The sequence below is a fragment of the Arthrobacter sp. BG3 genome (assembly GCF_056680185.1).
In genome coordinates this window covers 3,499,583-3,522,331 of the sequence record NZ_CM155270.1, presented here as the reverse complement: position 1 = coordinate 3,522,331, position 22,749 = coordinate 3,499,583, and the positions used below count along the sequence as shown (strand labels likewise).

Sequence of the window (22,749 nt, the reverse complement as noted above, 5' to 3'; positions counted from 1 at the left end):
CTGAGCGAGAGGACGAGATACAAGACGGCAAGGACCAGCGCGACGGGGGTCATGGTGAGGCGTTCCGGTCTGCTGCGCCACAGCAACGCGGGGTCACTTGCGGCCCATCCGGCGGCGGATTATGGACGCTAAGTGACCCCGCGTTGCTCTTGCCGGCAGCCGTGCCGGGCTTTGGCTTGCGTCCCGGCGGTGCTTCACGGGGGGCCACTGCGGGGAAACTGGAAAGATATTTCGTGCAGATGTCTGCGGCGGATCGACCAGGGTTTAACTGTCGCAGGTGCCCGATAGCCTTATTCCATGGACGGCAAGCAGGGGCCCGACGTGGTTCCGGAAGCGGCGGTTGGTGGGGCGGTCACCGAGGTGGCCCGCTCCCTCGCTGCCGTCCGCCCGGCCTGTGAGAGTGCCGGACTGATCGGCCAGCTCCGGGAACTCGAGGACCTGAAATCCGCCACGGCCGCACTGCAGGCGAGAATCGCCGTCGCCTTCGACCTCCTCCAGCGCCGCGAACAGCGGAACCTTGGTCTGCCGGTGGCGGAGCTGGGATCCGGGGTCGGCGCGCAGATCGCCCTGGCCCGGCGGGAATCCCCGGCCCGCGGCGGACGGCTCCTGGGCCTGGCCCAAGCCCTCCTCACCGAAATGCCCCACACCCTCGCGGCGTTGGAGAGCGGGCAGCTCAACGAATGGCGCGCCACCTTGCTGGTGAAGGAAACCGCCTGCCTGTCCGCGACGGACCGGGCCTCCGTCGATGACGAACTCGCCGCCGACACCGGAACCTTCAACGGGACCGGGGACCGGCACATCATCGCCGCAGCCCGGACCGCCGCCTACCGCCGGGACCCCCGCACCGTCACCGCCCGCGCCAGCCACGCCGCCACCGAACGGCACGTCAGCCTCCGCCCGGCCCCGGACACCATGTGCTACCTCACCGCACTGCTCCCCGTCGCCGCCGGCGTCGCCGCCCACGCCGCCCTGACCCGGCACGCGGCCACCCTCCGCGCCGGAGGAGACCCCCGCACCCGCGGGCAACTCATGGCCGACGCCCTCATCGAACGCACCACCGGCACCCCCGGCGGGATCAGCGGCATCGAAATCCAACTCGTCATGACCGACCGCACCCTCTTCCAGGGCCACAGCGAACCCGCCCGCCTCCCCGGCTACGGCATCGTCCCCGCCGGCTGGGCCCGCAACCTACTCAAAACCGAAGGAACGGGCACGGGCATGAGCGCTGGAGCCGGTACCGGCAGGGAAGTTGGCGACACCGTCCGCACCAGCGCCGGGGACCGCGCCGCGGACGGCGAAGACGCAGCCCTGAACGTCTGGCTCCGCCGGCTCTACACCGCCCCCGGCACCGGCGACCTCACCGCCATGGACTCACGAGCCCGGCTCTTCCCGCCCGGACTCCGCCGCTACCTCACCGCCCGCGACACCACCTGCCGCACACCCTACTGCGACGCCCCCATCCGCCACTTCGACCACATCATCCCCTGGCACCACGACGGCACCACCAACCACACCAACGGCGCCGGACTCTGCGAAGCCTGCAACCACACCAAAGAAACCCCCGGCTGGACCTCCCGCCCCAGCCCCGGACCCAGACACACCCTCAACGTCACCACCCCCACCGGACACACCTACCAATCCACCGCACCACCACTGCCGGGAACACCGCAGGGATCCGTCAGCATGCCACGTGAATTTGGGCCTCCCGGCGAGGCGGATCCTGCCAGCCGGCAGCACAGGAAGGAACTGCGTTGCCGCAAGAAAGAACTGAGACGTCGCCTCTTTGCGCGCAAGCCACCCAGCCAGCCACCTGCGTCAACCCAGCTAGGACAGTCAGCCCAGTCAGCCGCCTAGCCCAGCTGGGCCCCGCCTGGTTCGCCGCGGTTCAGCGAGATCAGCGAGTCGAGCGAGTCCAGCGAGATTCAATTAGCTCGCGGCGGTGCCGTCCGCATAGGGAGCAGCCCCGGTCACAACATCGTTCGAGGCGTTGTTGGACCATTCCGAGAACGACCCGGGATAGAGCGCCGCCGGGAATCCGGCGATTTCGAGGGCCGCTATTTCGTGGGCCGCCGTGACGCCGGAGCCGCAGTAAACAGCGGTCGGGCGGTCGGGGCGCACCCCGATTCCGGTTAAGTGTTCGCGCAGCTTCTCGACCGGCAGGAACCTGCCATCCGGGCCGAGGTTGCCGGTAGTGGGGGCGCTGACAGCTCCCGGGATATGGCCTGCGCGGGGGTCCACCGGCTCGAATTCTCCGCGGTACCGCTCCCCCGCCCGGGCGTCCAGCAGCAGACCCTGCCGGGCCCACATGGCCGCCTGCCCGGCGTCGATCACCGGCATGGCACCGCCCGTCAGGACGACGTCCCCGGGCTCCGCCTGCCGTTCACCGGTTTCAAGGCCGAGGCCCGCACGATGCCAGGCAGCCAGACCGCCGTCGAGCAGGTACACCTCGGGAAGCCCGGCGTTCCGCAGCATCCACCAGAGCCGGGCAGCGGCCAGATTGCCGCTGTCGTCGTAAGCCACCACGACGTCGCCGCTGCGGATGCCCCAGGCCCGGGCGGAGGCCTGGAACTGCTCCAACGGCGGCAGCGGGTGCCGGCCCCTGCCCGGGTCCGCGGGTCCGGCCAGTTCAGTGGCGAGGTCCACGAAAACCGCCCCGGGAAGGTGTTCCGCGAGGTAATGTTCCCGGCCGTTCGGGTCGCCGAGCGCCCAGCGCACATCCAGCAACACCGTCCGCCGGTCGGTTTTGCCGGCGGCGGCCAGCCGGTCCTTCAAGGTGGCTACATCCATGAGCGTCTGCATCCGCCAACTCTATCCACGGGATTCTGCCGCCGCGGGTAGGCTGGTGCGGTGATCAGAGCACGACAGCAGGACCGGGCCTGGGCCGACGAGGCCATCCGCAGAATCAACGCAGAGAACAACAGGTCCGCAGACACCCACCTGTATTCCGTCCCGATTCCGGAGCACTGGGGCGTCCGGCTCTATCTCAAGGACGAGTCAACACACCGGACCGGGAGCCTTAAGCACCGCCTGGCCAGGTCACTTTTCCTCTTTGGGCTGGTCAACGGCTGGATCGGAGAGGGCACCACCATAGTTGAAGCCTCCAGCGGCAGCACAGCCGTGTCGGAAGCCTACTTCGCCCAACTGCTCAGTCTGCCGTTCATTGCGGTGATGGCCCGGACCACCAGCCGGGAGAAGATCGCGCTGATCGAGAAGTTCGGCGGCTCGTGCCTGCTCGTGGACCACGCGTCGGAGGTCTATGAGGCAGCTGCGGAACTCGCAAGGCGCACCAACGGCCACTACATGGACCAGTTCACCTACGCCGAACGCGCCACGGACTGGCGCGGCAACAACAACATCGCCGAATCCATCTTCGGCCAGTTGGCCCGGGAAGATCACCCGATTCCCAGCTGGATTGTGGTGGGCGCCGGCACCGGAGGCACCAGTGCCACCATCGGGCGCTACCTCCGGTACCACCGTCACAACACCCGACTCGCCGTCGTGGATCCGGAGAACTCCGCGTTCTACCCCGGCTGGCTGGAAAGCCGCGGGGCTGCCGCCGTCGACGCTGCGGCCAGCGTGGGCCTGCCGTCGCGGATCGAGGGGATCGGCCGGGCGAGGCTCGAACCCAGCTTTGTCCCGGCCGTAATCGACCACATGATCCCGGTACCGGACAACGCGTCGGTTGCTGCGATGCGCCATCTGCACGATTACGCCGGACTGCAGGCCGGCCCGTCCACCGGCACCAACCTGTGGGGTGTCTGGCAGCTCATCGCGGAAATGATGGCCGAGGGGCGGCGCGGCAGCGTGGTGTCGCTGATATGCGACGGCGCGGACCGTTACGCCGGCAACTACTACAACCCGGACTGGCTGCAGACCCAGGGCCTGGATCCCGCACCGCACGAAGAGACCCTCCGGAAGTTCTTCACCAGCGGGACCTGGCCGGCCTAGGCGTCACGAGGCGTCCGGGCTCCTAGACCTCGACGCTTTCCCCGCTCGAGAGGTGCCGGTATTCCGTGCCGTACTTGGCGCCGAACCGCGTCACGTGACCTTCCACCAGCCGGCGCCCGCTCTCGTTGAGCAGTGCGTCATGGATCGGGAAGGCCTTCGGGGCGCGAACACCGATAACAAAGTCGATGACCTCCCCCACCTTGCTCCAGGGTGCGTGGATCGGCACGAGCAGCGTCCGGACATCCACGCCGTCGGGCACGGTGAAGGAATCTCCGGGGTGGTAAACGTTGGAATCCACGAAGTAGCCGATATTGGCTACGACCGGAATCTGTGGATGGATCAGGGCGTGCTGCCCCCCGAAACTCCGGATGGAGAACCCGGCGGCCTCGAAGTCCTCGCCGGCGGCCACGGTATGGATCCGGGGACCTGCGCCGGGCGCCTTTTCGCGCAGCTGCGCCGCGACTCCCGCCGGCGCGAAGAGCTGCAGGGCAGTGGCGGCCTCCAGGGCGGCAGTGACGGCATCGACGTCGATGTGGTCGGCATGTTCGTGGGTGATCAGCACGGCGTCGGCGCCGGCGAGGGCCTGGTCCGTCTCGGAGAAGTTGCCCGGGTCGAACACCAGCACCCTCCCGTCCTTCTCGAGCCGGACACAGGCATGGGTGAACTTCGTCAGCAACATCTGGCCAGCCTAGGGTTCCTCCCCGGCGGTGTCCACGTACCCGGCTGGTAATCTGGGTACCTTGCCACCCTCTACCGAGACCCCAGCGAAGCGAGTTCCACGATGTCCCAGGGCGCCACAGCCGACGGCAGCCGGACGACGGTGCCTGCCCCTGCCGCGGCCAAAGAGCAGCGTGTCACGAAGCAGCGCCTCGCGGTCAGCGCGGTCCTGGACGAACTGACGGACTTCGTCAGCACGCAGGAGCTGCACCGCATTCTGCAGGACCGCGGCACGTCGGTGTCCCTCGCCACCTCCTACCGGATCCTGCAGTCCCTCGCGGATGAGGGCCAGGTGGACGTCCTGAGAAATGCCGACGGCGAGGCCGTCTACCGGCGCTGTGCTGTCACCGGCCACCACCATCATCTGCTGTGCCGCAGCTGCGGCAAGGCCGTCGAGGTCGAGGCGCCCGCGGTCGAAGCGTGGGCGGCCAGGACCGCGACCGAGCACGGCTTCACCGCGGTGGAGCACACCGTCGAGATCTTCGGGCTCTGCCCGGATTGCACGGCCCGGAAGACGGACTAGCTACCGGCCATGAGCCAACAAAAAGACACCGCGTACAGGTTGCAGTCGCTGCAACCCGCACGCGGTGTCTTTGGTTTTCGCTGGTTACTTCCGCGACCCGGAGGCCGGAGCAAGAGCCTCGTCCTCGGCGTCGTCGGCCGTGATCAGGATGTTGCCCTCCGAGATGGACTCGGACAGAACATCGTGCTCGATTGCGGTGGCCAGCGGCTTGGGCTTGATGAAGCACATCAGCACGGCGGCCGCCAGGGCGAGCGGAACCATCCAGATGAAGATGGGGGTCAGCGCGTCGTTGTAGGAGGAGATGATGGCCTCCTTGATCGGCGCGGGCAGGTGGCTGACCAGCGCGGGGGTCAGTGAGTTCGACCCTCCGGGCGCGCCGCCGCCTGTGGCCGCGGCCGGGAGGCGCTCGGTGAGCAGTTCGGCCAGCCGGCTCGCGAAGAGGCTGCCGACCACTGCGGAACCGAGGGTGGCGCCGATCTGCCGGAAGAAGTTGTTCGACGCCGTTGCGGTGCCGACTTCGCGCAGCGGGAACGAGTTCTGCACGATGAGCACCATGATCTGCATGCTCAGGCCAAGCCCGAGGCCCATCACGGCCAGATAGGCGCAGATTTCCCAGAGCGGTGCTTCGGGCTTGAGCGTGGAAAGCAGCACGAGGGCCACGGCGACCAGCACGCCGCCCGCGATCGGCATCCACTTGTAGCTGCCGGTCCGGCTGACCAGCTGTCCGGAGACCACCGAGGCAACCAGCAGGGCGCCCATCATGGGGATCATCAGCAGGCCGGATTCGGTGGCGTTGACGCTGAAAGCCATCTGGAGGTAGGTCGGCAGGTAGCCGATGGCGCCGAACATGGCCACGCCGATCAGCAGGCCGGCGATCGTTGCAAGATTGAAGTTGCGGTCCTTGAAAAGGTGCAGCGGAATGATCGGTTCGGCCGTCCGGCGTTCCACCAGGACAAATGCCACCCCGCTGAGGACAGTGCCGGCGATCAGGCCCAGGATGATCGGGTCGCTCCATTCGTACTTGCCGCCGCCCCAGGTCGCGAACAGCACGAGGCAGGTCGTCGCGATGGCGAGCAGCACCATACCGCCGAGGTCCAGGCGCGGTTTTCCATGGTGCTTGGGCAGCTTCAGGAAGAACACGGCTCCGGCCAGCGCCAGCAGGCCCAGCGGGATGTTGATCCAGAACACCCAGCGCCAGCCGGGTCCTTCGGTGAACCAGCCGCCCAGCAGCGGGCCGGCCACGGAGGCAATGGCGAAGACGCCACCCATCATGCCCATGTACTTGCCGCGTTCGCGGGGCGGGACGACGTCGGCGATGACGGCCTGCGACAGGATCATCAGCCCGCCGCCGCCAAGGCCCTGGACCACGCGGGCTATGATCAGCACACCCATGTCATTTGCCAGGGCGCCGATGACGGAACCGATCATAAACAGGATAATGGCGCCCATCAGCAGGGCCTTGCGTCCCATCAGGTCGCCCAGTTTGCCGTAAATGGGCATGGTGATGGTGGAGGCAAGAATGAAGGCGGTGATGACCCAGAGCATGTCGCTGACTCCGTGGAGTTCGCCGACGATCGTGGGCAGTGCCGTGCTGAGCACGGTCTGGTTCAGTGCGGCCAGAAGCATCGAGAGCATGAGGCCCACGAAGAGCAGCACCATGTGCTGCTTTCCTTCGGCCGGTCCCGCGGCGGGGACAGCTTGCTTGGTCATGAAATTTTCCTTAGTAGGTGGTGGAGCAAAGCCAACGACGGGCCGAGGGTCTCTCCGGAGATCCCCTCGGCGGGGTCGAAATCAGCTGAGGTGAGGTGGAACCGGATAGGGACGCCGGCGATCATGACCAGCATGCGGGCGGCTTCCTCCGGGCCGAAGCCTTCTGCACCGGCCGCCCAGGACGGATCCTGGGCCAGCAGGCCTGAAATCCCCTGGCATACGAGGCTCTCGGCCTTGACCATGTAGTCCATATGGCGGCGGCCAAGATGGGGATACCGGGCAATCAGCTGGCGGCGCCGTGCACGGTCGGCACCCCCGATCGCCGTCCAGGCAACGGTCATCAGGAGACGCGAGACCTGCCCCACCAGATCGTCCGCCGTGACGGAGATGCGGGCCAGCTGTGCCGGTTCCAGGACCGGTTCGCGCAGCCCCAGAATGGCGTCTTCCTTCACATGGAAATAGTTGAAGAACGTCCGCGGCGAGACGCCGGCACTGGCGGCGATAGCCTCGACCGTGGTCTCGTCGACGCCGTGCAGAAGGGCAAGCGAAGCGGCCGATTCATGAAGCGCCCCCCACGTCTCAGCCTTCTTGCGCTCACGCAGGGGCAGCGGAGCAACAGTAGTCATGCCTTGAATAATTGCACGACTGCAATGATTGCGCAAATGCATACTTGCAGTGATGCATGTTTACTGCAGTGCGCCGCCAGCGGCTCAGGCCGCCGGTACCGCGGCACCGCGCAGAATCCTGCCGTTCATGCCGCGCCTGGCCCGGACCCCGCCGATCATCCGGCACACGACGTAGATCAGGAACGACAGCGTGGTCACATACGGGCTGATCGGGATCCGGCCGCCGAGGGCCAGCAGGATGCCGCCGACGGTGGCCGTCATGGCGAACACCACACTGAGAATCACCACCAGCCGGGGTGAGGACGTCACCCGCATGGCCGCCGCCGCGGGGGTGATCAGCAGCGCAAGCACCAGAAGGGCGCCCACAATCTGGATGGAGAGTGCCACGCTGACGCCGAGCAGCAGCATGAACCCGATGGCCAGTGCCCGAACAGGCACGCCGCGGGCCGACGCGACGTCGGGGTCGACGCTGGCGAAGGTCAGCGGACGCCAGATCGCCACCAGGGCAATCATCACCACGACGGCGGCGACCGCGAGCACCTGGAGCTGGACGGTCCCGACGGAGACGATCTGGCCGGTGAGCAGGCCGAATTTGTTGGCGGCGCGCCCCTCATACAGGGAGAGGAACAAGATACCCAGGCCCAGCCCGAAGGGCATGATGACGCCGATGATCGAGTTCTTGTCCCGGGCGCGGACGCCGAGCAGGCCCAGCAGCAGCGCCGCCACGACGGATCCCACCAGCGAGCCCAGGACAATGTCTGCCCCGACCAGCAGGGCAAAGGCAGCGCCTGCGAACGAGAGTTCGGAGATGCCGTGCACGGCAAAGGCCAGGTCCCGCTTCATCACGAACGTTCCCATCAGCCCGCCCAGCAGGCCGAGGACCGCGCCGGCCCAGAGGGAATTCTGGACGAGGGCGAGAAGTTCGCCGTAGTTCTCGAAGTTGAAGATTGAATTGAAAAGGCTGTCCAGGTCCATCTAGCCCACCTCCCCCGCCACGGCGTGGGCGTCCTCGTGGTGATGGGTGGCGGCGTCGGGCAGTCCGACGACGATCAGCCGCCCGTTCGCGTGGAGCACTTCGACGTGGCTGTCGTAGAGATCGGACAGAACCTCGGTGGTCATGACTTCCTCCGGCGGGCCCACCCGGAAGCGTCCGCCGGCCAGGTACAGCACCCGGTCCACGTAGTCCATGATCGGGTTGATCTCGTGCGTGACGAACACCACGGCACTGTCCCGGTCGTGGCACTGCTTGTTGATCAGCGCGCTGACCGCCTGCTGGTGCTGCAGGTCAAGGGACAGCAGGGGTTCGTCGCAAAGCAGCACCTTGGGGTCGGTGGCAAGCGCCTGCGCGACCCGCAACCGCTGCTGCTCGCCGCCGGAGAGCTGGCCGACGGGGACCTTCGCGTAGTCGGCGGCTCCCACCTGGTCGAGCAGTTCATCGATTCTGCGGTTCACTTTCGCCGCGCCGAGCCGGATTCCCCAGCGGTGGCCGTCGACACCCAGCCCCACGAGGTCGCGGGCGCGCAGCGGGGTGTCAGGGTCGAACGACTTCTGCTGCGGAACATAGCCGATCCCCCGGCTGCCGCGCTCCACGGGCCGCCCCGCGAGCGTGGCCGAGCCGGAGCTCAGTTCCTGCAGTCCGAGCAGGACCTTGAGGAACGTCGTTTTGCCACTGCCGTTGGGGCCAAGGACAGCGAAGAATTCACCCGGGTTGATGTCCAGGTCCAGGCCCTCCCACAGAGTCCGTTTACCGAACGCGAGGGAGGCTCCACGGAGGCTCACTACGGGGGTCACTTTGGATTTCCTCTAATTCTGCGCGGGCCCTCGGCCCGCGCCCTCTGCCTGGCTCTCGGCCCGGGCTGGCTGGCCATGCGGGCTGGTCACGCTGTCCCGATTATCTTAGGCCCGGCGTTCGTCCGCCGGGCCGACATCGGTGATGTTGTCGGTGGGATGGCGCAGTCTCAGGCCAGGGCCTTGCCGATGTTGTCGACATTGTCCGCCATCCATTGGAGGTAGGACTTGCCGTCCGGCAGGGTCTCGCTGAAGTTCACCACCGGAACCCCGGCAGCTGCCGCCGCGTTCTTGACGGCGATCGTTTGCGGGCCCTCGGTTTGCGGGTTGTAGGCCAAAAGCCTGATGCTGCCCGACGCCATCAGGTCGGTGGTGGCCTTGAGGACGGCGGGCGGCACGTCGGTGTCTTCTTCGATCGCGGCGGTGTACCCGTCCGGGGTCTGGTTTTTCAGGCCGGCGGCATCGAGCAGATAAAGCGGCACGGGTTCCGTCACGGCGACGGACGCCCCGCCGGCGGACGCCTTGATACCCGCCAGCTTCGCTTCGAGGCCGCCGAGCGAATCCTTGAACGCCGCGGCGTTGCTGCGGAAGGTCCCGGCCGACGACGGCTCGAGTTCACCGAGCTTGGCCGCGACGGCGTCAGCCAGGCGCCCCATGGCGGGCAGGCTGTACCAGACGTGTTCGTTGAAACCGGCAGGGCCGTGGGCGTGCCCGCCGGCATCGGCGGTCGCGGACGGACCGGCAGTTCCTTCCGGAGCCAGCCCGGAGAGCTCCACGGCGTTCAGGACCAAGCTACGGTCCAGCCCCGTGTCGTCCGCGAGTTTGTGGATGAAGTCGTCATAGCCGCCGCCGTTCTCCACCACCAGCTCGGCCTTGGAAACCGCCAGCTTGTCCTGCGTGGTCGCCTCGTAGGAGTGCGGGTCCTGGCTGGTGCGCGTGATGATGGAGTTGACCTTCACCTTGTCTCCGCCGATGGCAGCCACGATGTCCCCGTAAACGCTGGTGGAGGCCACAACGTCCACGGTTCCGTCGCCGCTGCTCCCCTGCGGGTTCCCCGAGGTCGGTGCGCAGGCCGTCAGGAGCACGCTCAAGCCGGCAAGGGCGGCGACGATGGAACGGGCAGCAGGACGACGCACGGGAGACCTCGGATCTGTTATTGAGAATCAAGAGCAATAGCAACAGCTCCGAGTGTATCCCTAAATAGGAATGATTCCTATTTAGGGATACACCTTACGCTACTGCTGGTCCTGGCCGAGCCTCCGGTAGCCGGTGGCCTGGGTGGCGTCCCTGATCTCCCCGACCAGTTCCTCGATAACATCCTCAAGGAACAGCACACCCTGGGTTTTTCCGTCCGGGCCGATAACGCGGGCCAGGTGCGAGCCGGTGCGCTGCATCACCGACATGGCTTTCTCGACCTCGTCGTCCATGGACAGGTTCGCCAGGGACCGGATGTGGCTTTCGGCGATCGGCTGGTGGTAGGCCGCGTCCGGGATGGACAGCACGTCCTTGATGTGGAGGTAGCCGGAGAGCATCCCGTCCTCGTCCAGCATCGGGAAACGGGAGAACCCGGTGCGGCTTACGGCCTTTTCGAACTCCACCGGTGTGGTGTTCGACTTCAGCATCACGAGCTTGTCCAGCGGGACCATGACCCGGGAGGCGGTATGTTCCGAGAATTCGAGGGCACCGGTGATCAGGCCGGCGTCGTCGTCCACGAGCCCGTGGCGGGTCGATTCCTGCACGATCGACTGCACTTCCTCCAGGGTAAAGGAGGAGGTGACCTCATCCTTGGGCTCGATCCGCATCAGTTTCAGGATGTGGTTCGCGGACCAGTTGAGGGCAACAATCACCGGCTTCACCGCGCGGGCGATGAACATCAGCGGCGGCGCCAGCAGCAGGGCTGCCTTGTCCGCCACGGACACCGAGATGTTCTTCGGAACCATCTCGCCAATGGTGACATGCAGGAACGTGACCATCAGCAGCGCGACGGCGAACGCCGCGATGTTGGCTATTTCCACCGGAACGCCGACCGCTTCCAGCGGCACCACCATCAAATGATGGATGGCCGGTTCCGCGACCTGCAGGATCAGCAGCGAGCAGACGGTGATGCCCAGCTGGGCGCAGGCCAGCATCAGCGAGACGTTTTCCATCGCGCGCAGGGTGGTTTGCGCACGCGTGGAGCCCGCCTCGGCAAGGGGCTCGATCTGGCTCCGGCGCGCGGACATGACGGCAAACTCGGCGGCCACGAAGAAGGCGTTTCCGATCAGCAGCACCACCAGCCAGAGAATTCCTGCCCAGTCGCTCATTCGGCGCCTTCCTCGCCGGCGGAGTGGCTTTCGCCGGGGACCCGGACTGGCCGGAAGCAGATCCGGTCGATCCTGCGCCCGTCCATGCGGGTCACGCTCAGGGTCCCGCCGCCGACGTCGACAGTGTCTCCCACGGAAGCAATCCGGCCCAACTGGCTCATTACGTAGCCTCCGACCGTTTCGTAGGCAGACTCGTCGGGAACGGTGAGTCCCGGGATCTGTTCGGAGAGTTCATCGGGGCGCAGCAGGCCGGGGAAATACCAGTCCCCCGAGGCGCTCTGCAGCAGCCCCGGCCGGACCTTGTCGTGTTCGTCGGCCACTTCTCCGACAATTTCCTCCACCAGGTCCTCCAGGGTTGCGACGCCGGCGGTTCCGCCGTACTCGTCCAGGACCACGGCCAGCTGCAGATTGCCTTCGCGCAATTCCGCCAGCAAGGCGTCCAGGTGGATGGTTTCCGGAACCCGGAGCACATCGGTCATGATCGCACCGGCCTCCAGCTTGGCGCGCCGGTCCGAGGGAACGGCGATGGCCTTCTTGATGTGCACCACGCCGCGGATGTCGTCCGAGGATTCGCCGATGACCGGGAACCGCGAGTAGCCGGTGCGGCGTGCCGCCTCCACAATGTCGGACACCGGCTGGTGGCCGTCGATGGTCTCGACCCGGATGCGGGGCGTCATGACGTCCGCCGCCGTACGGCCCGAGAACTTCAGTGTCCGGGCGATGAAGTTGGCGGTGCCGGCGTCCAGGGTTCCCATCGCCGCCGAGCGGCGCACGAGGGAGGCCAGTTCGGCCGGAGTCCGTGCGCCGGAGATCTCTTCCTTGGCCTCCAGCCCGAAGATATTGAGCACCTTGTTGGAGAAGCCGTTGAGCACCACGATGGCCGGCTTGAAGATGGCCGTGAAAACCAGCTGCGGGCCAGCCAGGGCCTTGCCGATCTGGAACGAGAGCGCAATGGCCATGTTCTTGGGCACCAGCTCGCCGATCAGCATGGACAGGAGTGTGGCGAAGGCCATCGCGAGGATCAGCGACACAGAGGCCACGGCGGCTTCCGGCATACCCAGGGCGCCCAGCGGGCCCTCAAGCAGTTTGCCGACCGACGGCTCCATCACGTAGCCGGTGAGCAGGGTCGTGATGGTGATGCCCAGCTGGCAGCTGGAAAGCTGGGTGGACAGGGACTTGAGGCATCTTAGCAGGGGCGCGGCGGCGGTGTCGCCGTCGTCCACGGCCCGCTGGACCGTGGCCTGGTCAAGGGCAACGAGGGAGAATTCAACGGCAACGAAGAAGCCCGTTCCGAGGATGAGCAGCAGTCCTGCTCCGAGAAGTAGCCACTCCATCAGCGGTCTGCTTCCGGCACAGCGGCGCGGCGAGGAACCCGGATCCCAGGGAACCGTGCGGCTGAGGGGTGGAACAGTCCGCCCGGCGGAGGATGGTCGGCCGCGGCCGGCCCTGTTTCCTGAAAGGCTCCGGACTGCTGGCCAGCCGGAGAATGATGGGCACGTGAACGGGGTTTGCCGGCTCTTCGGGTGGACTGCGCGGTAACGGTTTCCGTTCCCCGCTGACAGCCCCCAGGCCGGCACCTAGATTTACTGTCCATAAGGAGTTCAGTCTACAGGAGCAGCCGCCGCGGTCCGGCGCCAGGTGACGCCCGACGCCGGCCGCGTCCGCCCGTGGCGCAGCTCACCAGCTCTGCCGGACCGGACGGCCTTCCTCGTAGCCGGCAGCTGACTGGATCCCGGCCACGGCGCGTTCCCGGAACGCCGCAAGGTCGGCCGCCCCGGCATAGCTCATGGAACTGCGGAGCCCGGCGGTGATCATGTCCAGCAGGTCCTCGACGCCGGGCCGGGCCGGATCGATGAACATCCGGGAGGTGGAGATGCCTTCCTCGAAGAGGGCCTTTCGGTCCTTCTCGAAGGCGCCCTCGCGCTGGTTGCGGTTCTGTACGGCCCGGGCGGACGCCATGCCGAAGCTTTCCTTGAACATCCGGCCGCCGGCGTCCTGCTGCAGGTCCCCGGGGCTCTCGTGCGTGCCGGCGAACCAGGAGCCGATCATGACCTGGCTGGCGCCAGCGGCCAGGGCAAGGGCCACGTCGCGCGGGTAGCGGACGCCGCCGTCGGCCCAGACCCGCCCGCCGGCAGCCCGCGCGGCGGCCGAGCACTCCAGCACGGCCGAGAACTGCGGCCGGCCCACGGCCGTCATCATGCGCGTGGTGCACATCGCCCCGGGGCCCACCCCGACCTTGACAATGTCCGCCCCGGCCTGGATGAGTTCGCGGGTCGCCTCGGCGGTGACCACGTTGCCTGCCACCACGGGCACGCCGGGGTTGAGGCCCTTCACCGCGGCCAGGGCGTCAAACATCTTCTGCTGGTGGCCGTGCGCGGTATCGAGGACCAGCACGTTGACCCCGGCCGCGAGGAGTTCCGCGGCCCGCCCGGCGACGTCGCCGTTGATCCCGACGGCGGCTGCCACCTTGAGCCTGCCGGATGGGTCCAGCGAGGGCCGGTACAGCGTCGAGCGCAGGGCCCCCTTCCGGGTGAGCACGCCGGCCAGGACGCCGTCGCGCTGCACCGGCGCAATGTCGGTCCCGGCAGCGTCCATCGCATCAAAGGCGCGGCGCAGGCCGGCGCTTGATCCGCCGGCGGCCCCGGTCCCCGGCCCGCCGTCGGCGCTGCCGTCCAGCAGGGAAGCGTCAAGCACCAGCGGCTGGTGGCGCATCACCGTGGCGAGAGAGGCGAAACGGTCCTGGCCCTCGCAGTCCGCGGCCCGGACGATGCCGGTCACGGCACCCGAGTCATCCACGACCATGATGGCCCCGTGCGGACGCTTGCCCATCAGGTGCAGGGCGTCGATGACGGTGTCGGCCGGCGAGAGGGTGACCGGGGTCTCCAGGACGGGGTGGCGGGTCTTGATCCAGGCCGTCACGTCCCGGATCACGTCGAGGGGGACATCCTGCGGCAAGACCGCCAGTCCCCCGCGCCGGGCCATGGTCTCGGCCATCCGTTTGCCGGTCACCGCCGTCATGTTGGCCGCCACCAGGGGAATCGCGGAGCCTGTTCCGTCGTCCGCGGCCAGGTCCACATCCAGGCGGGAGGTGACGTCGGAACGGGACGGTACGAGAAAGAGGTCCGAGTAGGTGAGGTCGGTGGTGGGCTCGGTCAGGAAACGCACGGCTGCTCCTTAGGTAGGCATTCCGGTGCTTAACGGGTTCTCACAGCGAGTCTAGCGAGGCTTCCACGGACCGCGGCACCCGCCCGGCCCGGCACACGAGCCGGCGTTCTGCTGCCCTTCCATTGCCGTTCTGCTGCCTGGCAGGAGGCCTCCGGGGGCCCGCTGGGGTGCCGTGACGACGCTTTCAGCCGACTCGATGATTTGAGTCACCCTTATTGGCGGTTTGGCAAGAATCGTCACTAGACTGGCAGAGGTCTGGGTTCACTGGACGCGGAGACTGGTTCAATCGTCGTGCTGATGCACCGTGAAGCCAGTGGGAATCAAACTCATGGAAGAGGCGTAATTCAAGTGCCAGAGCAGCCTAGCCACCGTCTACCAGAGGAATTTGGCGGAAACGAGTGGCTCGTTGACGAACTGTACGAGCGTTATCAGCAGGACAAGAACACCGTGGATGCCAAGTGGTGGCCCTTGTTCGAATCCTTCGACGCCGGAGACAGTTCCTCCACCAACGGAGCCTCAGGCGCAGCGACAGTTGCGCACCCCACCCGCGAACTTCCCGTTGTAGCCCCGGCTGCCGCGTCGGCAGCGCAGCCGGCCGCGCCCGCCCCGGCAGCAGCCACTGCCGCTGCCCCTGCACCGACCGCAGCCCCCGCCGCGCCAGCCGCCGTGAAGAAGGCCCCCGCCACCGTCGCCCGCGACGGCTCCAAGACCTCGGAAGCCGGCCCCGGCACCGCGCCGATTCCGGCCCAGCTGCCCAAGAACATCAAGGCGCCCACGGCCCCCGAGGAAGACGTCGTCTCCGTCCTCCGCGGCCCGGCCAAGGCCATCGCCACGAACATGATCACCAGCCTGGAGGTCCCGACCGCCACGAGCGTCCGGGCCATCCCCGCCAAGCTGCTGATCGACAACCGTGTGGTCATCAACTCCAACCTGGCCCGCGCCCGGGGCGGCAAGGTGTCCTTCACCCACTTGATCGGCTACGCCGTCATCCGCGCCCTGTCCCAGTTCCCCTCGATGAACGTCTACTACGACGTCATCGACGGCAAGCCCGTCGCTGTCCAGCCCGCGCACGTGAACTTCGGCATCGCCATCGACATGCCAAAGCCCGACGGCAGCCGCCTGCTGATGGTGCCCAACATCAAGAAGGCGGAGACCCTCAACTTCTCCGAGTTCTGGCACACGTACGAGGACCTGATCAAGCGTGCCCGCGCCGGCAAGCTGACCGCTGACGACCACTCCGGCACCACGGTGTCGTTGACCAACCCCGGCGGCATCGGGACCGTGCACTCCGTGCCGCGCCTGTCCAAGGGCCAGGCCGCCATCATCGGCGTCGGCGCGCTGGACTACCCCGCGGAATTCCAGGGTGCCAGCGCCAAGATCATCGCGCAGAACGCCATCAGCAAGGTCCTCACACTGACCTCCACCTATGACCACCGCGTCATCCAGGGTGCCGGCAGCGGCGAGTTCCTGAAGCTCGTGCACCAGCTCCTGCTCGGCGCGCAGAACTTCTACGACGAGATCTTCGAGTCCCTGCGCATCCCGTACGAGCCCGTGCGCTGGAGCCCGGACCTGCAGGTGGACCCGGCCGACGAAATCAACAAGGTCGCCCGGATCCAGCAGCTCATCCACGCCTACCGCGTCCGCGGCCACCTCATGGCGGACACCGACCCGCTGGAATACGTCCAGCGCAAGCACCCGGACCTCGACGTCCTGACCTACGGCCTCACGCTGTGGGACCTGGACCGCGAATGGCCCACCGGCGGCTTCGGCGGCAAGCCGATGCTCGCATTCCGCGACATCCTCGGCGTGCTCCGCGACGCCTACTGCCGCACCACGGGCATCGAATACATGCACATCCAGGACCCGGCGGAGCGCAAGTGGTTCCAGGACCAGATCGAGCACCCTTACTCCAAGCCGAGCCGGGACGAGCAGCTGCGCATCGTTTCCAAGCTCAACGCGGCCGAGGCCTTCGAGACCTTCCTGCAGACGAAGTTCGTCGGCCAGAAGCGCTTCTCGCTTGAGGGCGGCGAGTCCCTGATCCCGCTGCTGGACGCCATCATCTCCGATGCGGCCGACGACGAACTCGACGAGGTGGCGATCGGCATGGCCCACCGCGGCCGGCTGAACGTGCTCACCAACATCGCCGGCAAGACCTACGCCCAGGTCTTCCGTGAATTCGAGGGAACCCAGGACCCGCGCTCAGTGCAGGGCTCCGGCGACGTGAAGTACCACCTCGGCACCGAGGGCACCTTCACATCGGACAACGGCAAGGAGACCAAGGTCTACCTCGCCGCCAACCCGTCCCACCTCGAGGCCGTGGACTCCGTCCTCGAAGGCATCGTCCGCGCCAAGCAGGACCGCCTGGACCAGGGCGAGGCCTTCCCCGTCCTGCCGATCATGGTGCACGGCGACGCCGCCTTCGCAGGCCAGGGCGTGGTGGCGGAAACGCTCAACCTTTCCCAGCTGCGGGGCTACCGCACCGGCGGCACCATCCACATCGTGGTCAACAACCAGGTCGGCTTCACCACCGCCCCGTCCTCGTCACGTTCCTCCACCTACTCCACGGACGTCGCCAAGATGATCCAGGCGCCGGTGTTCCACGTGAACGGCGACGACCCGGAGGCCGTGGTCCGCATCGGGCAGCTCGCCTATGAGTTCCGCCAGCGGTTCCACAAGGACGTTGTCATCGACATGGTCTGCTACCGCCGCCGCGGCCACAACGAGGGCGACGACCCCTCGATGACGCAGCCGCTGATGTACAACCTGATCGAAGCGAAGCGTTCGGTCCGTAAGCTGTACACCGAATCCCTGATCGGCCGCGGTGACATCACCGAGGAAGAGGCCGAGCAGCTGCTCCGCGATTACCAGGAACGGCTGGAGCGGGTCTTCGCCGAAACCCATGCCGCGCAGACCTCCCCGATTCCGATCATCACGGCGGATCTCGCCGCGGTGTCGGACCTGGAGCGTCCGAAAGCCCAGCAGACCGACTCCGGTGTCAGCGCTCCGGCGTCGACGGCGATCTCGGCCGAAATGCTGGCGCGCATCGGCAAGGCCCACACCGACGTCCCCGAGGGCTTCACGGTCCACGCCAAGCTCAAGCAGCTGCTGGAGAAGCGTGAACTGATGTCCCGTGAAGGCGGCATCGACTGGGGCTTCGGCGAGCTCGCCGCGTTCGGTTCGCTCATCATGGAAGGCGTACCCGTCCGGCTCGCCGGCCAGGACTCGCGCCGCGGCACCTTCGTGCAGCGCCACGCCGTCTTCCACGACCGCGCCAACGGCGACGAGTGGCTGCCGCTGGCGCACCTCTCCGATGACCAGGCCAAGCTGTGGATCTACGACTCACTGCTGTCCGAATATGCCGCCATGGGCTTCGAGTACGGCTACTCGGTGGAGCGCCCGGATGCCCTGGTGCTCTGGGAGGCGCAGTTCGGTGACTTCGTCAACGGCGCGCAGACCATCATCGACGAGTTTATCTCCTCGGCCGAGCAGAAGTGGGGCCAGCGTTCCTCGCTGGTGCTGATGCTGCCGCACGGCTACGAGGGCCAGGGACCGGACCACTCGTCCGCCCGCATCGAGCGCTTCCTGCAGATGTGCGCCGAAGAAAACATGATCGTGGCCAACCCCACGACCTCGGCGTCGCACTTCCACCTGCTGCGCCGCCAGGCGTACAGCCGGCCGCGCAAGCCGCTCATCGTCTTTACGCCGAAGCAGCTGCTCCGCCTCAAGGCCGCAGCGTCTTCCGTGGAGGACTTCACGACCGGCACCTTCCGGACCGTCATCCCCGAACACGAGCAGCTGCAGGGCGACGCCGTCGAGCGTGTCCTGCTGGTCTCCGGCCGCTTGTACTACGATCTGCTGTCAACCCGGCAGAAGACCGGTGACAAGACCACGGCGATCGTCCGGGTCGAGCAGCTTTACCCGCTGCCCGCCGCCGAGATTGCCGCTGAGCTTGCCAAGTACCCGAACGCCGACGTTGTCTGGGCACAGGACGAGCCCGCCAACCAGGGCCCGTGGCCGTTTATCGGCCTGAATCTTCCGGACGCACTGGACCGCCGGGTCCGCCTCGTTTCCCGCCCCGCCTCGGCTTCCACCGCGGCAGGATCGATGAAGCGCCACTCGGCGGAACAGGACGGGTTGCTCAAGCAGGCATTCGCCCGTAAGTAAGGTCAGTGCTGCCCGGCCGGAGATTGAAACCCGCAACTCCGGCCGGGCAGCTTTATTTAACCGTTTGTTGGACGCTCTGGATTGAAGAGGTAGTCGTGGAAGATCGAAAGCTGCGGATCGCAGCCGTTGGCGATGAACTGCTGGCCGGCCTGGGTGATCCCCGCGCGCTGGGCTGGCTGGGGCGGGTGCTGGCGCGCACGCCGCAGGACGGACTGTCCCTGGAGTGCTATCCCCTTCCCTGCCCGCAGGAGGGCACGGAAGGCCTGGCTGCCCGCTGGCTTGAGGAAACCGGCCGCCGCTTCAACAACCAGCACGAGAACCGGCTGGTGATCGGGCTCTCCAGCCGCGATGTCGAGTTTGGGCTCTCCACGGCCCGCAGCCGGCTCAACCTCGCCAACATCCTCGATTCGGCCTCGCAGAACAGGATCGAGGTCTTCGTCGTGGGGCCGCCGCCCACCCTGGATCCGGCCCAGAACCGCAGGATCGGTGAGCTCAATACGGCCTTCGCCGACGTGACCACCCGGCGCAAGCACCTTTACGTCGACACGTTCTCGCCGCTGCTGAACCATGAGCAGTGGCGCCAGGACCTCGCGGCCAACGGGGGCACCCCCGGCCAGGCGGGCTACGGACTGATGGCGTGGCTCGTCCTGCACCGCGGCTGGTTCCAGTGGCTGAGGATCGACGCCCCCGAGTAAACCGCAAGGCTGGCTCCCCCGGGCAATTCGCGATATATCTTGACTGTGCCAAACTGGCGATATATCGTGACTTCATAGTCGCGATATATCGCAACCGTTCGCATGAAGCAGCGCCTCCCGGAGGAACCATGGCAGAGAACAACTGGACCGTCACCGGTCCGCAGACCATCGACGTCGACGGCGTCACCTCGCTCAAGCTCGGCATCGTCCGGGGGCGCTTCGACATCGTCGCGCACGATGAGCCCGTGGCGCGGATCGAAGTCTCCGAAGTCCACGGGGACCCGCTCGCGATCAGCCTGGTGAACGGACGCCTGGAGGTCCGCCACCAGCTGCACGGGCCGCAGGGCTGGTTCAAGAACCTCATGGGTACCGTCAATAACAGCAGCAGCAATTCCGTGGTCATCAGCATCGCCCTGCCGCCAGGCGTCGAGATCGAGGCCGGCACCGTCAGCGGCGACGGCATGGTTTCCGGGATCAGCGGGCAGACCCGGCTGAACACGGTCTCCGGCTCGGTCCTGGCCGACGGGACGTCCGGGAATTTGTCCGTGAACACCGTCAGCGGCGAAGTGATCGCCCGCAACCACCACGGCGTGCTGACGGCCAAGAGCGTCTCGGGCGAGGTCACCGCCTCCGGCGACTTCAGCAACATCCGCGCCAACACCGTCAGCGGGGATCTCAGCTTCGACCTGCACAGTTTCACCCAGGACTTTGGCGCGAATTCCGTCTCGGGTGATGTCACCATCCGCCTCCCGCACGACGTCGGCGTGGACATCATCGCCAAGTCCGCCAGCGGCGCCGTCGTCATTGACGACCAGCGGTACAACCAGCCCGGCGGCACCGTGCAGACCATTGCCGGACCCGACACCCAGCTTATGTTGGTCCGGACCAACTCCGTCTCGGGGAAGACCTCGATCTTCCACGGCCGGCCGGGCGCGGACCCCCACCAGGGTCTCTGATGCCTCCGGTCTTTGCCCACGGGGCGCTCCGGCTCTATCTGCTCGCACTGCTGGAGACGGGTCCGAAGCACGGCTACGAACTCATCAAGGCACTCAGCGAACGCTTCGGCGGCACCTACTCCCCCAGTGCCGGAACCATCTATCCGCGGCTCGGCAAGCTCGAGGAGGAAGGGCTCGTCGCCACCCACACCGAAGGCAGGCGAACCTATTACAGCATCACCCCGGCAGGACTCGTGGAGCTGAACAGCCGGCGGGACGAACTTGCCGGCGTCGAAAACGACATCTCCGCATCAGTGCGGCGGCTCGCTGACAACCTGCGGCAGGACATCAAAGTCAACATGCGCGGACTGCGCGCGGACCTCGCCGCAACGGCCGAGGCTGCCCGGTCGTCCGCCCGGGCCGCCGGATCGACGGTCGCCTCCCTGGCGGGCCAGCGATACTCGCAGGAGAGCGATGGCCGGCTCCGGGAGGCAGAGATGCTCGTGCAGGCCTTCCGCGACGACATCCGCGTGGAACTGCGGCGCCACGGCGGCCGGCATCCGATCACCCCGGTGACACTGGAAACAGTCAAAACGGTACTGGACCAGGCCCGGATCTCCATCCGGAATTCCCTGGAGTGACTCGCCCCGCCGCGGTTGTCCGCTCTCATTGTCCGTGGTTGTTCCTGGTTGTCCGTGGTTGTCCCTCTGGGGGCTTCCCGCCCCGCCGGTTCGCGGCGGGTGCCCCGATGTGGGAGACTTGAGGGCAGCTCTTTTGAGTACCAAAAATTAAGGAGGCCAGCTATGAGCAAACGTGCACGTAAACGTCGTGACCGTAAGCGTGGCGGCGCGAACCACGGCAAGCGCCCCAACGCCTAAGCAAAGCTTGGAATGACGAATGACCCCGGAAACCTCACGGTTTCCGGGGTCATTCGTTTTGGACCATGAAGCTGGGGCGCCTCGGGCGGGTCAGGCCTCAACCGGGTTGCTGGAGTGGATCCGGTCCAGGATCGCATTCTTGAGGTTCGCCGGGGCGGCCTCGGTGCAGGAACGCTTCACCATGACGCGGATCACACATTCGAGGTCGTACTGCTCGAAGCATTCCGGGCACCCGTCCAGGTGGTCCTTGATCTCGGCGATGTCATCGTGGGTGAGGGCACCATCGAGATACTCGTAGATCCGTTGCATCCGGGCGTCGTCGCAGTCGCCCAGTCCCTGGCAGTCGCTCATTTCCTGTTCTCCTGTTTTTTGCTTCCGGCCGCTGTGGTGGTTTCTGCGGCCCTGAATCCGCGCTCGGCGGCATAGTCGGCGAGCATGTCCCGCAGCATCTTCCGGCCCCGGTGCAGGCGGGACATGACGGTCCCGATCGGGGTGTTCATGATGTCTGAAATTTCCTTGTACGCGAATCCCTCGACGTCGGCGAAGTACACCGCCAACCGGAATTCCTCCGGAATGGCCTGCAGGGCCCGCTTCACGTCCGAATCCGGCAGGTGGTCCAGCGCCTCGGCCTCCGCCGAACGAAGTCCGGACGAGGTGTGCGACTCCGCCCGGGCGAGCTGCCAGTCCTCGATGGTGTCCGAGTTCGACTGGAGCGGCTCGCGTTGCCGCTTGCGGTAGAGGTTGATGTAAGTGTTGGTCAGGATGCGGTACAGCCAGGCTTTTAGGTTGGTGCCCGGCTTGTACTGGTGGAAGGCGGAGAACGCCTTCGTGTAGGCCTCCTGGACCAGATCCTCGGCATCAGCGGGATTCCGGGCCATCCGCATGGCTGCGGAGTACAGCTGGTCCACGTACTGCATGGCATCGCGTTCGAACCGTGCCCGGCGTTCCTCCGTGGATTCGGTCGCAACATCCAGCGCCTGCCCGTCCACGATCGTCTCCTGGGCGGCGGCATCCTGCGCCGCGTCGGTGCCGGCCGCCCCGACCGCACCAGGTTCCAGGGCAGGACGGGAGAGTGCGCCGGCAGGGCCGGCAGCAGATGACTTGGCGGGCGTGGCGCCGTTTCCGGCTGCCTCGTGCATGGCCGCAACGGCCGGGTCCATGGTGCTCATTGCCTTCAAGTCTACTGTCACCTTCCGGCGGGCGTCCGTCATTGCCGGCACCATTCCCCGCTGCAGGGCCGCGGTCCATGCCGGGAGTTGCCCCGTGTCCAACACGTGAATGTCCTTTACGGGAATGT

The 22,749-nt window shown here is 66.8% G+C and carries 20 protein-coding genes; 8 read left to right on the top strand and 12 right to left on the bottom strand.

Annotation, left to right across the window (positions count from 1 at the left end; all coding sequences use genetic code 11):
- Nucleotides 1–297 precede the first annotated feature (297 nt).
- Complete coding sequence (locus AC1MFL_RS15805; RefSeq protein WP_479810971.1) at nt 298–1,854, top strand: HNH endonuclease; 1,557 nt, start codon at nt 298–300, stop codon at nt 1,852–1,854.
- 72 nt (nt 1,855–1,926) lie between these two features.
- On the opposite strand, the gene AC1MFL_RS15800 is transcribed toward AC1MFL_RS15805, so the two are convergent.
- Nucleotides 1,927–2,799, bottom strand: a complete 873-nt coding sequence (locus AC1MFL_RS15800) for a sulfurtransferase (RefSeq protein ID WP_479810969.1) — start codon at nt 2,797–2,799, stop codon at nt 1,927–1,929.
- Nucleotides 2,800–2,847: 48 nt separating this feature from the next.
- On the opposite strand from AC1MFL_RS15800, the gene AC1MFL_RS15795 reads away from it, so the two are divergent.
- Entirely contained in the window at nt 2,848–3,948 is a 1,101-nt protein-coding gene (locus AC1MFL_RS15795) for a PLP-dependent cysteine synthase family protein (protein ID WP_479810967.1), read from the top strand.
- A gap of 22 nt (nt 3,949–3,970) precedes the next feature.
- Here AC1MFL_RS15795 and AC1MFL_RS15790 read toward each other — a convergent pair whose 3' ends face one another.
- Nucleotides 3,971–4,627, bottom strand: coding sequence for an MBL fold metallo-hydrolase (locus tag AC1MFL_RS15790; RefSeq protein WP_479810965.1), 657 nt, complete (start codon nt 4,625–4,627; stop codon nt 3,971–3,973).
- 102 nt (nt 4,628–4,729) lie between these two features.
- Here AC1MFL_RS15790 and AC1MFL_RS15785 point away from each other — a divergent pair, with 102 nt between their 5' ends.
- Entirely contained in the window at nt 4,730–5,188 is a 459-nt protein-coding gene (locus tag AC1MFL_RS15785) for a Fur family transcriptional regulator (protein WP_479810963.1), read from the top strand.
- Nucleotides 5,189–5,272: 84 nt separating this feature from the next.
- On the opposite strand, the gene AC1MFL_RS15780 is transcribed toward AC1MFL_RS15785, so the two are convergent.
- The 8 genes from AC1MFL_RS15780 to AC1MFL_RS15745 form a co-directional block, all read right to left on the bottom strand.
- A complete protein-coding gene (locus AC1MFL_RS15780; RefSeq protein WP_479810961.1) occupies nt 5,273–6,898 on the bottom strand; it encodes an MDR family MFS transporter in 1,626 nt (541 codons plus the stop codon).
- Nucleotides 6,895–7,524: a TetR/AcrR family transcriptional regulator gene (locus AC1MFL_RS15775; RefSeq protein ID WP_479810959.1), complete on the bottom strand. Its 630-nt coding sequence runs from the start codon at nt 7,522–7,524 to the stop codon at nt 6,895–6,897. The genes AC1MFL_RS15780 and AC1MFL_RS15775 overlap by 4 nt, the downstream gene beginning before the upstream one ends.
- Nucleotides 7,525–7,608: 84 nt before the next feature.
- The gene (locus tag AC1MFL_RS15770; RefSeq protein WP_479810957.1) at nt 7,609–8,499 is read right to left on the bottom strand and encodes a metal ABC transporter permease; all 891 of its coding nucleotides are present in this window, start codon (nt 8,497–8,499) and stop codon (nt 7,609–7,611) included.
- Nucleotides 8,500–9,315 carry a metal ABC transporter ATP-binding protein gene (locus tag AC1MFL_RS15765; RefSeq protein ID WP_479810955.1) on the bottom strand — a complete coding sequence of 272 codons (816 nt, stop codon included), beginning with the start codon at nt 9,313–9,315 and terminating at the stop codon, nt 8,500–8,502.
- A gap of 167 nt (nt 9,316–9,482) precedes the next feature.
- Entirely contained in the window at nt 9,483–10,448 is a 966-nt protein-coding gene (locus tag AC1MFL_RS15760) for a metal ABC transporter solute-binding protein, Zn/Mn family (protein WP_479810953.1), read from the bottom strand.
- 99 nt (nt 10,449–10,547) lie between these two features.
- The gene (locus AC1MFL_RS15755) at nt 10,548–11,615 is read right to left on the bottom strand and encodes a hemolysin family protein (RefSeq protein WP_479810951.1); all 1,068 of its coding nucleotides are present in this window, start codon (nt 11,613–11,615) and stop codon (nt 10,548–10,550) included.
- Complete coding sequence (locus AC1MFL_RS15750) at nt 11,612–12,949, bottom strand: hemolysin family protein (RefSeq protein WP_479810949.1); 1,338 nt, start codon at nt 12,947–12,949, stop codon at nt 11,612–11,614. The genes AC1MFL_RS15755 and AC1MFL_RS15750 overlap by 4 nt, the downstream gene beginning before the upstream one ends.
- A 343-nt stretch (nt 12,950–13,292) precedes the next feature.
- Nucleotides 13,293–14,780, bottom strand: a complete 1,488-nt coding sequence (locus AC1MFL_RS15745) for a GuaB1 family IMP dehydrogenase-related protein (RefSeq protein ID WP_479810947.1) — start codon at nt 14,778–14,780, stop codon at nt 13,293–13,295.
- Nucleotides 14,781–15,128: 348 nt separating this feature from the next.
- Between AC1MFL_RS15745 and AC1MFL_RS15740 the strand changes: the two genes are divergently transcribed.
- From AC1MFL_RS15740 to AC1MFL_RS15720, 5 genes are all read left to right on the top strand, one after another.
- On the top strand, nt 15,129–18,944 hold the full coding sequence (locus AC1MFL_RS15740) for a multifunctional oxoglutarate decarboxylase/oxoglutarate dehydrogenase thiamine pyrophosphate-binding subunit/dihydrolipoyllysine-residue succinyltransferase subunit (RefSeq protein WP_479810945.1): 3,816 nt from the start codon (nt 15,129–15,131) through the stop codon (nt 18,942–18,944).
- A gap of 95 nt (nt 18,945–19,039) precedes the next feature.
- A complete protein-coding gene (locus AC1MFL_RS15735; RefSeq protein ID WP_479810943.1) occupies nt 19,040–19,639 on the top strand; it encodes a GDSL-type esterase/lipase family protein in 600 nt (199 codons plus the stop codon).
- A gap of 128 nt (nt 19,640–19,767) precedes the next feature.
- Nucleotides 19,768–20,595, top strand: a complete 828-nt coding sequence (locus tag AC1MFL_RS15730) for a DUF4097 family beta strand repeat-containing protein (RefSeq protein WP_479810941.1) — start codon at nt 19,768–19,770, stop codon at nt 20,593–20,595.
- Complete coding sequence (locus tag AC1MFL_RS15725; protein WP_479810939.1) at nt 20,595–21,215, top strand: PadR family transcriptional regulator; 621 nt, start codon at nt 20,595–20,597, stop codon at nt 21,213–21,215. The genes AC1MFL_RS15730 and AC1MFL_RS15725 overlap by 1 nt, the downstream gene beginning before the upstream one ends.
- Before the next feature lie 162 nt (nt 21,216–21,377).
- A complete protein-coding gene (locus tag AC1MFL_RS15720; RefSeq protein WP_104061284.1) occupies nt 21,378–21,452 on the top strand; it encodes a 50S ribosomal protein bL37 in 75 nt (24 codons plus the stop codon).
- Between the two features lie 90 nt (nt 21,453–21,542).
- Here AC1MFL_RS15720 and rsrA read toward each other — a convergent pair whose 3' ends face one another.
- Nucleotides 21,543–21,803, bottom strand: coding sequence for a mycothiol system anti-sigma-R factor (gene rsrA / locus AC1MFL_RS15715; RefSeq protein WP_226759097.1), 261 nt, complete (start codon nt 21,801–21,803; stop codon nt 21,543–21,545).
- Entirely contained in the window at nt 21,800–22,621 is an 822-nt protein-coding gene (locus tag AC1MFL_RS15710) for a sigma-70 family RNA polymerase sigma factor (protein WP_479810937.1), read from the bottom strand. The genes rsrA and AC1MFL_RS15710 overlap by 4 nt, the downstream gene beginning before the upstream one ends.
- Nucleotides 22,622–22,749 lie beyond the last annotated feature (128 nt).

Coding starts and splice junctions, on each gene's coding strand:
- AC1MFL_RS15805 (WP_479810971.1), top strand. CDS start 298: ATGGACGGCAAGCAGGGGCCCGACGTGGTTCCGGAAGCGGCGGTTGGT.
- AC1MFL_RS15800 (WP_479810969.1), bottom strand. CDS start 2,799: ATGCAGACGCTCATGGATGTAGCCACCTTGAAGGACCGGCTGGCCGCC.
- AC1MFL_RS15790 (WP_479810965.1), bottom strand. CDS start 4,627: ATGTTGCTGACGAAGTTCACCCATGCCTGTGTCCGGCTCGAGAAGGAC.
- AC1MFL_RS15785 (WP_479810963.1), top strand. CDS start 4,730: ATGTCCCAGGGCGCCACAGCCGACGGCAGCCGGACGACGGTGCCTGCC.
- AC1MFL_RS15780 (WP_479810961.1), bottom strand. CDS start 6,898: ATGACCAAGCAAGCTGTCCCCGCCGCGGGACCGGCCGAAGGAAAGCAG.
- AC1MFL_RS15775 (WP_479810959.1), bottom strand. CDS start 7,524: ATGACTACTGTTGCTCCGCTGCCCCTGCGTGAGCGCAAGAAGGCTGAG.
- AC1MFL_RS15770 (WP_479810957.1), bottom strand. CDS start 8,499: ATGGACCTGGACAGCCTTTTCAATTCAATCTTCAACTTCGAGAACTAC.
- AC1MFL_RS15755 (WP_479810951.1), bottom strand. CDS start 11,615: ATGAGCGACTGGGCAGGAATTCTCTGGCTGGTGGTGCTGCTGATCGGA.
- AC1MFL_RS15750 (WP_479810949.1), bottom strand. CDS start 12,949: ATGGAGTGGCTACTTCTCGGAGCAGGACTGCTGCTCATCCTCGGAACG.
- AC1MFL_RS15730 (WP_479810941.1), top strand. CDS start 19,768: ATGGCAGAGAACAACTGGACCGTCACCGGTCCGCAGACCATCGACGTC.
- AC1MFL_RS15725 (WP_479810939.1), top strand. CDS start 20,595: ATGCCTCCGGTCTTTGCCCACGGGGCGCTCCGGCTCTATCTGCTCGCA.
- rsrA (WP_226759097.1), bottom strand. CDS start 21,803: ATGAGCGACTGCCAGGGACTGGGCGACTGCGACGACGCCCGGATGCAA.
- AC1MFL_RS15710 (WP_479810937.1), bottom strand. CDS start 22,621: ATGAGCACCATGGACCCGGCCGTTGCGGCCATGCACGAGGCAGCCGGA.